9 protein-coding genes are annotated in these 11,051 nt (G+C 72.4%); 7 read left to right on the top strand and 2 right to left on the bottom strand.

The features are described 5' to 3' along the window. Both EHS43_RS25330 and mycP read left to right on the top strand, forming a co-directional pair. On the top strand, nt 1-862 hold an 862-nt coding region (locus EHS43_RS25330), incomplete at its 5' end, for a hypothetical protein (protein ID WP_312023437.1). Next, nucleotides 859-2,043, top strand: coding sequence for a type VII secretion-associated serine protease mycosin (mycP, locus tag EHS43_RS25325; protein WP_125193066.1), 1,185 nt, complete (start codon nt 859-861; stop codon nt 2,041-2,043). The genes EHS43_RS25330 and mycP, both read left to right, overlap by 4 nt. Before the next feature lie 15 nt (nt 2,044-2,058). Here the strand turns inward: mycP and EHS43_RS25320 are convergent, their stop codons facing one another. Further along, complete coding sequence (locus EHS43_RS25320; RefSeq protein WP_125193065.1) at nt 2,059-3,063, bottom strand: serine hydrolase; 1,005 nt, start codon at nt 3,061-3,063, stop codon at nt 2,059-2,061. A 150-nt stretch (nt 3,064-3,213) separates the two neighbouring features. Between EHS43_RS25320 and EHS43_RS48050 the strand changes: the two genes are divergently transcribed. The 3 genes from EHS43_RS48050 to EHS43_RS25305 are packed head-to-tail and all read left to right on the top strand — an operon-like array spanning nt 3,214 to nt 5,930. Continuing rightward, nucleotides 3,214-4,026 carry an SseB family protein gene (locus EHS43_RS48050; RefSeq protein WP_260470702.1) on the top strand — a complete coding sequence of 271 codons (813 nt, stop codon included), beginning with the start codon at nt 3,214-3,216 and terminating at the stop codon, nt 4,024-4,026. A gap of 25 nt (nt 4,027-4,051) precedes the next feature. Beyond that, nucleotides 4,052-5,302 carry a sensor histidine kinase gene (locus EHS43_RS25310; protein ID WP_125193064.1) on the top strand — a complete coding sequence of 417 codons (1,251 nt, stop codon included), beginning with the start codon at nt 4,052-4,054 and terminating at the stop codon, nt 5,300-5,302. Beyond that, nucleotides 5,292-5,930 carry a response regulator transcription factor gene (locus EHS43_RS25305; protein ID WP_125193063.1) on the top strand — a complete coding sequence of 213 codons (639 nt, stop codon included), beginning with the start codon at nt 5,292-5,294 and terminating at the stop codon, nt 5,928-5,930. Before EHS43_RS25310 ends, EHS43_RS25305 begins: the two co-directional genes overlap by 11 nt. A gap of 24 nt (nt 5,931-5,954) precedes the next feature. Here the strand turns inward: EHS43_RS25305 and glgX are convergent, their stop codons facing one another. After that, nucleotides 5,955-8,192, bottom strand: coding sequence for a glycogen debranching protein GlgX (gene glgX / locus EHS43_RS25300; RefSeq protein ID WP_125193062.1), 2,238 nt, complete (start codon nt 8,190-8,192; stop codon nt 5,955-5,957). A 217-nt stretch (nt 8,193-8,409) separates the two neighbouring features. On the opposite strand from glgX, the gene EHS43_RS25295 reads away from it, so the two are divergent. Both EHS43_RS25295 and EHS43_RS25290 read left to right on the top strand, forming a co-directional pair. Continuing rightward, entirely contained in the window at nt 8,410-9,642 is a 1,233-nt protein-coding gene (locus EHS43_RS25295) for an Ig-like domain-containing protein (protein ID WP_125193061.1), read from the top strand. Between the two features lie 222 nt (nt 9,643-9,864). Continuing rightward, a complete protein-coding gene (locus EHS43_RS25290; RefSeq protein WP_125193060.1) occupies nt 9,865-11,049 on the top strand; it encodes an Ig-like domain-containing protein in 1,185 nt (394 codons plus the stop codon). Nucleotides 11,050-11,051 lie beyond the last annotated feature (2 nt).

Below are 11,051 nucleotides of genomic sequence, written 5' to 3'. Positions count from 1 at the left end.
CTCCTGGAGCGCCGCCCCGCCCCCGCCTGCCGCAACTCCCGGCAACGGGCGACCTGTTGTGTCGTTCGGAGAGCCCGAGGTCGGTTACACGGAGCGGTCGTGGTCCGTGCGGATCCCTCCCCGCATCGCCGCCGTGGCCGCCTGCGTCGTGCTCGGACTCGGGCTCATCGGCGGTGCGGTGACCGGAAGTTGGCTGATCGGAGGCTCCGGGGACGAGGACGGCGGCGACACCTTCACCCAGGCCGGCGAGCTGTGGCACAGCGTGCCCGTCGACCAGCTGTTCCCGCCGACCGTCGACGGCCGGGGCGCCGGACCCGGCGGCGCCGACCGCACCTGGACCCGGATCGCGGTCGCCCCGGACAGCGGCTGCCAGAACGCCTTCGACCCGCTGCTGCGCAAGACCCTCGCCCCCGTCGGCTGCGAACGGCTCCTGCGCGCCACCTACACGGACGCCACCCAGAGCTACGTCACCACCGTCGGCCTCCTCTTCACCGACGCCGACGTCACCGCCATGCGCGAGCTCGACACCCGCTTCACCCGGGAGGGCCTCGCCACCCGCACCGACCTGATGCCCCTGCCGTACGCCGCGAAGAACACCCTCGCTGCGGACTTCGGCGCCCGGCAGCGGGCCTCCTGGACGATCTCCGTGCTCACCGACGCCCCCGTGGTCGCCTACGCCGTCTCCGGCTGGGCGGACGGCCGTACCGTCGACACCCCGGAGCCCGCCGAGAAAGCCATGGAGTCCGGCGACACCACCCCCGCCGCCCAGGCCGGCCTCGGCAACGAGGCCCAGGGCCTGGCCGACCGTGTCGAACGCGCCCTGCGCAAGACCGTCACCTCGCCCCCGGAGCAGCCCTCATGAGCGTCACCACCCGCCGGGCAGGTCTCCTGAGCGTCCTCCTGGCCGCCTCCGTGGCCCTGGTCCCGCCCACCGCCGCCCACGCCGACGGCATCCGCGCCAAGCAGTGGGCCCTGGACGCCATGCACACCCAGCAGGCCTGGCAGACCACCAAGGGCGCCGGCGTCACCGTCGCCGTCCTGGACACCGGCGTCGAGAACGACCACCCCGACCTCGTCGGCAACGTCCTCACCGGCAAGGACATGATCGGCTTCGGTGCCACCCGCGGCGACCGCTCCTGGGCCCGGCACGGCACCGCGATGGCCGGCATCATCGCCGGTCACGGACACGGCTTCGGCAACGGCGACGGGGTCATGGGCATCGCCCCCGAGGCCAGGATCCTGCCCGTCCGCGTGATCCTGGAGGACGGCGACCCGGCCCGCACCAAGGCCCGCAACACCCGCGGCAACGCCCTCGCGGAGGGCATCCGCTGGGCCGCCGACCACGGCGCCGACGTCATCAACCTCTCCCTCGGCGACGACTCCGCCTCCGCGCACCCCGAGGCCGGCGAGGACGACGCCGTCCAGTACGCGCTCGACAAGGGGGCCGTCGTCGTCGCCTCGGCGGGCAACGGCGGCGAGAAGGGCGACCACATCTCCTACCCGGCCGCCTACCCGGGCGTCATCGCCGCCACCGCCGTGGACAAGTTCGGCACCCGCGCCTCCTTCTCCACCCGCCGCTGGTACGCCACGGTCGCCGCCCCCGGTGACGACGTGGTCATCGCCGACCCCGACCACAAGTACTACGAGGGGTGGGGGACCAGCGCCGCCTCCGCGTTCGTCTCGGGCGCGGCCGCCCTCATCAAGGCCGCCCACCCGGAGCTGACGCCCGCGCAGGTCAAGCGCCTCCTGGAGGACACGGCCCGCAACGCCCCCGCGGGCGGCCGCGACGACTCCCGCGGTTTCGGCTTCGTCGACCCCGCCGCGGCGCTCAAGGCTGCGGACCGTCTCAAGCCGGAGGGCCTGGAGCCGGCCTCCTACGGCGAGAAGTACTTCGGCTCGGGCCCCGACACCGCCACCTCGCAGGACGACACGGCCAGTTGGGCGGCCCCGCTGGCGGGTGGCCTGGGCGTGGCCCTGCTGGTCGCCGCGGTGGTCCTGTGGCGCGGCCGCCGGGGCCCCCGCGGGTCCTACGAGGGCTTCTGAGGCGGAACCGCGGTCTCAACGGGCGGTCGCACCCGCGGCGTTCGCCGACGCGGACGTGTCCTCGTCCGGGGACGCCTCACCCGTGAACACCGACACCGCCGCCCTCGCCGCCGCCTCCACCAGCGAAATGCCCTGCGCCTGCGTGGAGTTGCCGTTCGACAGCACGGCCACCAGATACGCGTGCCCGTCCACCGCGACCCGCCCGATGCTGTTGACGTCCCACAGCCCGGTCGTGCTGCGCGGCAGCCACCCGTTCTTCAGCGCCCAGCCCGACCCGTCGGCAGCGGCGGACACCCCCCACCCCTGATCGGCCTCGATCTGTCCCATCAGCTCCTGGAGATACGAGCGCGAGGACTCGCTCAGTTCCGAGTCCTCCCCGAACACCTGCTGGAGCAGGGTGAGTTGGTCGGCCGCCGTGGTCTGCGTCAGCCCCCACAGCGCCCCGTCACCACCCGTCGTACCGGTCAGTCCGAACGTCTTGTTGGCGGCGTCGAGCCCCGCGGCCCTCCCGATGGCGTCCCACAGCGCGGACGCCGAGGCGTTGTCGCTGTTCTCGATCATCGTGGTGGCGTACGCCTTCTCCCGCGCGCTCAGCCGCGTGCCCGCCTCCTGGTGCCGGAGCAGCAGCGCCGCCAGGATGTCGACCTTCACGATGCTCGCCGTGTCGAAGGCGCTGTCGCCGAAGACCGCGCTGTCACCCGACTCCAGGTCGAGCACCGCGGCCGAGACCTTCTGCTCGCCCGTCAGATCCACCGCCCCCAGGGCGCCGGCGAGCCGCTCGTCGAGATCCACCACCGACTCCGCCACGGCAGCCTCCTGGGTCGTGGTCACCGAGGAGGGCGAGACCGTCGGCGTCGCTGCCGACGATACGACGCCGGGCCCGGTGTGCGCCTGCGCCTTCACGTACACGGTCCCGCCGGCCGTGGCGCCGACGACGGCCACGGCGGCGAGCGCGGTGTACAGCAAGGGCCGTCGAGGGGACCTGCGGGAACGGCGCCTGGTGGCTCTGGAGGACTCCATGGCGCCGATCGTCGGGCTGCCCGCTGTGCGGGCCGTTAGACGGACGTTAGAGCTGTGTCAGCGAATTCTGAGAAACCCGTGAAAGCGGTCACGGGCGGGTTTCCGGGCCCGCACAACCGCAGCCGCAAGCCCCCGATAGGGTCGGTGACCGTGGCGAACAAGAACATTCCCGACCCCGGCTTCTCCGACGACGACGGCTCCGCCGATCCGCGGCTGAGCGCGGCGCTCGCGGCCTGGGCCGAGGACGGCGCTGCCGTCGGCCCCGTCCTGGAGGCCCTCAAGGGCGCCCGGCTGCTCGTCCCCGTGGTGGCCGTGCTCGGCGAGGTCGAGGAGGACGAGAACGGGCTGCGCCGCGAGAAGACCAGCGACATGGCCGTCCCCACCCTCAAGGCCGGATCCCGCACCGCCCTGCCGGCCTTCACCTCCACCGACTCGCTGGCCCGCTGGGACCCGAAGGCCCGCCCCGTGGCCGTACCCCTGCGCCAGGCGCTGCAGGCCGCCGCGCACGAGAAGGCCGACACGGTCGTCCTGGATCTCGCCGGTCCGGTGCCCTTCGAGCTGACGGGACCCGCGCTGCTCGCCCTCGCCGTCGGACGGTGCGCCTTCGCCGTACGACTGCCCGAGCAGCCCCTCGGATACCTGCTGGCCCTGGTCCTCGCCGTGCTCGCCGCCCTCGCGCTGGGCGCGGTGGTCTCCGCGCTGTCCCGGACCACGAAGATCGCCGGGGCCATCGGGTCCGCCGTGTTCTTCCCGGCGATGTTCTGCGCCGGGGTGTGGGCGCCGGTGCAGACCATGCCGGACGTCCTCGCCCGGATCGTCGGGTACACGCCGTTCGGCGCGGCCGCCGAGGCGCTGAACCGGGCCGCGGCCGGGGACTGGCCGGGCTGGACCCGGCTGGGCGTCCTCGTCGCCTGGACGGCGCTGCTCACGGCCGCCGCCTCGCGCTGGTTCCGCTGGGAGTGAGCGGGCCGTGCCGGACACTGGGGTCATGACGGACACCGCGCCGGTGGAGCCCCGGGCCTCCTTCGACAGTTGGGGGCCCTACGCGCTGCTGGCCGCCGGTGCCGTGGCGGCGGCCGTCTCCGCCCGGCCGGTCGGCATGGGCCGGTCCGCGACGGCCGTCTCGGCCGTCCTCGTGGTCGCGGGTGCCCTGCTCCAGGTGTGGTGGGGGAGGGTGCGGCGGAGCCGGCCGGGCCCGAACCGGACCGGGGCGTGCCTCTACTTCCTGCGCTGGGCCCTCGGATTCGTGCTCACCTGGCTCAACCCGTTCTTCGCCTTCTACGCGGTGACCGGCTACTACACCGCCGCCCGGGAACTGCCCCGCCGGCTGGTGATGCCCGGTCTGCTGCTGACCGCGATCACCATGGCCGGCAGCGAGGTGGGCGGCATGCCGCCGCACGGGACGCTCCTGTGGATCGGCTTCCTCCTCGTCCTGGGCCTCAACATGGGCCTGGTCAGCGTGTTCACCCGGTTCGCGCTGCAGGAGCAGGAGCGCGCCCGCGTCCAGGCCGAGACCATCGCCGAACAGGAGCGCACCAACGCGGCACTCCAGCAGGCGCTCGACGAGAACGCCGCCCTTCACGCCCAACTCCTCGTCCAGGCGCGGGAAGCGGGAGTCGCCGACGAGCGCCGGCGCCTCGCCGCCGAGATCCACGACACCCTCGCCCAGGGCCTGACCGGGATCATCGCCCAGCTCCAGGTCGTCGCGAACACGCCCGACGAGAACCAGGCCCGCGAGCACGTGCAGCGGGCCATGGACCTCGCCCGCCACAGCCTGGGCGAGGCGCGCCGCTCGGTGCACAACCTCGCCCCGGCCGCTCTCGCCGACGCGGCGCTCCCCGAGGCCCTGAAACGGACGGTCACCGAATGGGGCGAACGCACCGGTGTACGGGCCGAGTTCACCGCCACCGGCACCGCCCACCAGCTCCACGACGAGATCGCGGCCACCCTCCTGCGCATCGCCCAGGAAGCCCTCTCCAACGCCGCCCGGCACGCCCGCGCCGGACGTCTCGGCGTCACCCTGACCTTCCTGGGCGACGAGGTCATCCTCGACATCCGCGACGACGGCGTCGGCTTCGACCCGCTCGCCCTCCCCGCCCGCACCAGCGACGGCGGCTTCGGCCTCGACGGCATGCGGGCCCGCGCCGAACGCGTCGCGGGCGCCCTGACCGTCGAGTCCGAACCGGGCCAGGGCACCGCGCTGTCGGCTCGCGTACCGTTGGTCCGCCATGACCGCTGACATCTCGGTGCTGATCGTCGACGACCATCCCGTCGTACGGGACGGTCTGCGCGGCATGGTCGCGTCCGCGCCCGACTTCGCCGTCCTCGGCGAGGCGTCCAACGGAGTCGAGGCGGTCGAGCGGGCCGCCGCGCTCGACCCCGACGTCATCCTGATGGACCTCAGGATGCCGGGCGGGGGAGGGGTGGACGCCATCCGCGAGCTGACCCGCGCCCGGGCCCGCGCGAAGGTCCTCGTCCTGACCACCTACGACACGGACTCCGACACCCTGCCGGCCATCGAGGCGGGGGCGACCGGGTACCTCCTCAAGGACGCCCCGCGCGACGAGCTGTTCACCGCCGTGCGGGCCGCGGCCGAGGGCCGTACCGTGCTGTCGCCGGCCGTCGCCTCCCGCCTGGTCTCCGCGGTCCGCACCCCCGGGGCGCACGGCAACGAACCCCTCTCCGCCCGGGAGCGCGAGGTGCTCGCGCTGGTCGCCAGGGGCACCTCCAACCGCGAGATCGCCCGCGAGCTGTTCATCAGCGAGGCGACCGTGAAGACCCATCTCACCCACCTGTACGCCAAGCTGGGCGTCAACGACCGCGCGGCGGCGGTCGCGACGGCCTACCGGCGCGGGATCCTCGGCTGAGCGGGCCCGGCGCGCGCCGTCCGCTCACCCGGCCACCCGCAGCAGCAGCACCGCCCGCGCCGGCACCGTGACCGACGCGCCCGCCCGGTGCACCACCGCCGGCGCCTCGGCCTGTTCCTCCCTCGACGTGTCGACGACCACCTCGTACCGCTCCGCCCACGGCGGACCCGGCAGCAGGAACGCGGCCGGGCGGTCCCCGGCGTGCAGGACGGCCAGGAAGCTGTCGTCGACGATCGGTGCTCCGCGTTCGTCACGGCCGGGGATGTCCCGTCCCGAGAGGTACATGCCGAGCGAGGCGGCCGGCGCGTACCAGTCCCGTTCGGTCATCTCCGTGCCGCGGGACGTGAACCAGGCCAGATCCCGCAGTCCGTCCGCCGAGTGCGCCCGCCCCGAGAAGAACGCCCGCCGCCTGAGCACCGGATGCCGGTGCCGCAGGTCGATCAGCCGGGCAGTGAGGTCGAACAGGGCCTTCCAGCCGGGGTCTTCGAGGAGCCCCCAGTCCACCCAGCTGATCTCGTTGTCCTGGCAGTAGGCGTTGTTGTTGCCGCGCTGGGTGCGGCCCAGTTCGTCGCCCGCGACCAGCATCGGCACGCCCGTCGACAGCAGCAGCGTGGTCAGCAGGTTCCGCAGCTGCCGTCGCCTGAGCGACCGTACGCGCTCGTCGTCCGTCTCCCCTTCCGTCCCGCAGTTCCAGGCCCGGTTGTCGTCCGTGCCGTCCCGGTTGCCCTCGCCGTTGGCCTCGTTGTGCTTCCTCTCGTACGACACCAGGTCCCGCAGGGTGAAACCGTCGTGCGCGGTGATGAAGTTGACCGAGGCGTACGGGCGCCGGCCGCCCCACGCGTACAGGTCGCTGGAGCCGGACAGGCGGTAGCCGAGATCGCGCACGTCCGGGAGCGCGCCGCGCCAGAAGTCCCGTACGGCGTTGCGGTAGCGGTCGTTCCACTCCGTCCACAGGGGCGGGAAGGCGCCCACCTGGTAGCCGCCGGAACCCACGTCCCACGGCTCGGCGATCAGCTTGACGCGCCGCAGCACCGGGTCCTGGGCGATGACCGCGAGGAACGGCGACAGCATGTCGACGTCGTGCATGGAACGGGCCAGCGCGGCCGCCAGGTCGAAGCGGAAGCCGTCCACGCCCATCTCCGTCACCCAGTAGCGCAGGGAGTCGGTGATGAGCCGCAGCACGTGCGGCTGGACCACGTGCAGGGTGTTGCCGCAGCCCGTGTAGTCCGCGTAGCGCCGGGCGTCGGACTGCAACCGGTAGTAGCCGCGGTTGTCGATGCCCTTGAGCGACAGCGTCGGGCCCAGCTCGCCCGCCTCCGCGGTGTGGTTGTAGACCACGTCGAGGATGACCTCGATCCCGGCGGCGTGCAGCGCGCGCACCATGCGCTTGAACTCACCGACCTGCTGGCCGCGTGTCCCGGAGGCGGCGTAGGCCGCGTGGGGCGCGAAGTAGCCGATGGAGTTGTAGCCCCAGTAGTTCTTCAGACCGCGGCGCAGCAGATGGTCCTCGTGCGCGAACTGGTGGACGGGGAGCAGCTCGACGGCGGTGACACCCAGCTTCACCAGGTGCTCGATCGCCGCCGGGTGCGCCAGGCCGGCGTAGGTACCCCGCAGTTCCTCCGGGATGCCCGGGTGCAGCGCCGTGAACCCCCGTACATGCACCTCGTAGATCACCGAGTCCGCCCACGGCGTCTTCGGCCGCCGGTCCTCCGCCCAGTCGTCGTCGTCATGGACGACCACGCCCTTCGGGACGAACGGCGCCGAGTCGCGGTCGTCCCGCACGGTGTCCGCGACCTGCTGCTGGGGCCAGTCGCGGACATGGCCGTACACCTCGGGCGGCAGGCTGAAGTCGCCGTCCACCGCGCGGGCGTACGGGTCCAGGAGCAGCTTCGCCGGGTTCCAGCGGCCGCCGGTCCACGGGTCCCAGCGGCCGTGCACCCGGAAGCCGTAGCGCTGGCCGGGCATGACACCGGGGACGAAGCCGTGCCAGATCTCGTGCGTGAGCTCGGTCAGCCGGGCCCGCGTCTCCTTGCCGTCCGCGTCGAACAGGCAGAGTTCCACGGCCTCGGCGCCGCCCGCCCACAAGGCGAAGTTGGTCCCCGCGACCCCGTCCGGGCCGGCCCGGAACCGGGCGCCCAGCGGCGTCGGGGCACCGGGCCACACCGGTACGGCCGGAACCGCCCGCCGCGCCCCGTTCACCAGCGCGGCGGGGCGCTCCTCGGCGGCTTCCGTCACCGCCTCCTGCTCGGCTGCGCTGGACACCGGTCGGCCTCCCACGGCTCGTGGAGCGAGGTGGAAAAGGGCGCACGGCGTCCCGGCCGCGGCACCCCCTCACGTCGTTCTCCCCACTGTTCTGCCCAGCGCTCGCCTCGCATTCACGTCTCCCCGCGCGATGCGCGGCACGGGGAGGGCGCGTCCCCGTGGCCGCAGGGTCCGGAGGCCACGTTTCCCCCTGGTGGGCCGCGTCGTTCAACTCCTTGTGAGGCATGGACATGGGCGCGCTCGGCGCGCAGGGGCCGCTCTGGCCGTCGTGGTGACATGGGCAGGACTGCTGGCCGGGGCCGTCGGCTGCACGGCCGGCGGGGACGGCGGGATCGGGGGTGTCGGTGGGTTCGGGAAGCCTCCCGCGCCCGAGGACGTCATCCGGGTCGCCCCCGACGACGGCAGCAAGGGCGTGCCGCCCGGGGAGCAACTGCGGGTCCGGGTGCCCGGCGGGCGCCTGGAGTCGGTCACCGTCGTCAAGTCCCAGGACGCGCAGGACTTCCCGGTGCCCGGGCACATCTCGGAGGACGGACTGCGCTGGGAACCCGACGAGGAACGGCTCGCGCTGGCCGCCGAGTACACCGTCGACGCCGTCGCGCTCGACGCCCACGGCCGCCGCTCGGCCCGGCACACCACCTTCACCACCTACGTCCCCGAGGAGCGCTTCGTCGGGTACGTCAGCCCGGAGAACCGCTCCACCGTCGGCACCGGGATGATCGTCTCGCTGGAGTTCAACCGGGAGATCGAGGACCGCGCCGCCGTCGAACGGGCCGTGCGCGTCACCGCGAAGCCGCACGTCGAGATCCGCCCGCACTGGTTCGGCCGGGGCCGCCTCGACTTCCGGCCCGAGCGGTACTGGACGCCGGGCACCCGGGTGACGGTCGCCCTGCGGCTGCGGGACGTGGAAGGCGCCCCCGGCGTCTACGGCCTCCAGGACCGGACCTTCGCCTTCACCGTCGGCCGCAGCCAGGTCTCCCTCGTCGACGCGGCCGCCCACACCATGCAGGTCCGACGGGACGGCACCCTGCTCGCCACCGTGCCGATCACCGCCGGCGCCCCGAGGACGACCACGTACAACGGCAAGATGGTCGTCACCGAGATGCTCGAAGTGACCCGCATGAACAGCCGCACGGTCGGCTTCGGTGGGGAGTACGACATCCCGGACGTCCCGCACGCCCTGCGGCTGACCGACTCCGGCACCTTCCTGCACGGCAACTACTGGGCGCCGACCGCCCCCGGCAGGGTCAATGTCAGCCACGGCTGCGTGGGGCTCAGGGACGTGAAGGGCGGCAGTTCGGACACGCCCGCGGGCTGGTTCTTCGACCGCAGTCTCGTCGGGGACGTCGTCGAGGTCGTCCACAGCAATGACAAGAAGGTCGCTCCCGACAACGGGCTCGGAGGCTGGAACATGGGCTGGAGGGAGTGGAAGGCGGGCAGCGCGGTGAAGTGACCCGGGGCAGGGAGGGCTCGGCCCGACTTTCCGTTGAAGTTGGGACGAAATGGTGACCTTGGACTTACACGATGCTCAAAAGTCTGCGGTTAATATTCGCCGACGCGTGCGTGAAAGGCGCGGGGGAGCGGGCCTGACCTGGCCCTTCGAGGGGAGAAAGACTTGAACGTGCGACCGATATCGGGGGCGTCGGTTGACGCGCGGGGGCGCGGTACCAAGGGGGTGCGCGCGCTGATACTCGGCGCTCTGCTGCTGGCCGTCACCGCCTGCGGCGGGGGAGGTTCCGGTTCCGGATCCGGTGACGCCAAGGCGGAGCAGGGCGGTTCGGCCGCCGCCGAGACCAAGCAGTCCGAGGCGGTCGTCTCCATCACCCCGAAGGACGGGGCCAAGTCCGTCGACACCAGCGGTGTCCTCAAGGTCAGCGCCGGCAAGGGCAAGCTGACCGAGGTCCAGGTCAAGGACGCCAAGGGCACCGCGATAGCGGGGAAGATAGCCGCCGACGGCGCCTCCTGGACGCCGTCCACCCACCTCGCCTCCGGCACCAAGTACTCGGTGCACGCGATCGCGAAGGACTCCAAGGGCCGTACGGCGGCCGAGGACTCCAGCTTCACCACCCTGACCCCGAAGAACACCTTCATCGGCACCTTCACGCCCGAGGACGGCTCGACGGTCGGCGTCGGAATGCCGTTCTCCATCCGCTTCACCCGGGGCATCACGAGCCCCGAGGACGTCGAGAAGGCCATCACGGTCAAGACCTCGCCCGCCGTCGACGTCGAGGGCCACTGGTTCGGCAACGACCGCCTGGACTTCCGTCCCGAGCAGTACTGGAAGGAAGGCACCAAGGTCACCGTCGACCTCAACCTGAACGGGGTCGAGGGCCGCGACGGCGTCTACGGCAAGCAGAACAAGACCGTCTCCTTCACCATCGGCCGCAACCAGGTCTCCGTCGTGGACGCCAAGAAGCACACGATGAAGATCACCCAGGACGGCAAAACCATCAAGACCCTCAAGGTCACCACCGGCAAGCCCGGTTACGACACCTGGAACGGCCAGATGGTCATCAGCGAGAAGCTCGCGGTGACCCGGATGAACGGCGAGACCGTCGGCTACGGCGGCGAGTACGACATCAAGGACGTCCCGCACGCCGCCCGCCTCACCGACTCCGGCACCTTCATCCACGGCAACTACTGGGGCGGCGACGCCTTCGGCAACTACAACGCCAGCCACGGCTGCGTGGGCCTGCGTGACGTCAAGGGCGGTTACGACAGCGGGGTGCCGGCCGCCTGGTTCTTCAACCACTCGCTGATCGGCGACGTGGTGGTCGTGAAGAACTCCGACGACGCGACGGTCGCCCCGGAGAACGGCCTCAACGGCTGGAACATGTCCTGGGAGAAGTGGAAGGCGTAGCC

It is taken from the genome of Streptomyces sp. RP5T (genome assembly GCF_003933965.1).
In the GTDB taxonomy this organism is placed as follows: domain Bacteria; phylum Actinomycetota; class Actinomycetes; order Streptomycetales; family Streptomycetaceae; genus Streptomyces.
This window is presented reverse-complemented; position numbering and strand designations above follow the sequence as displayed.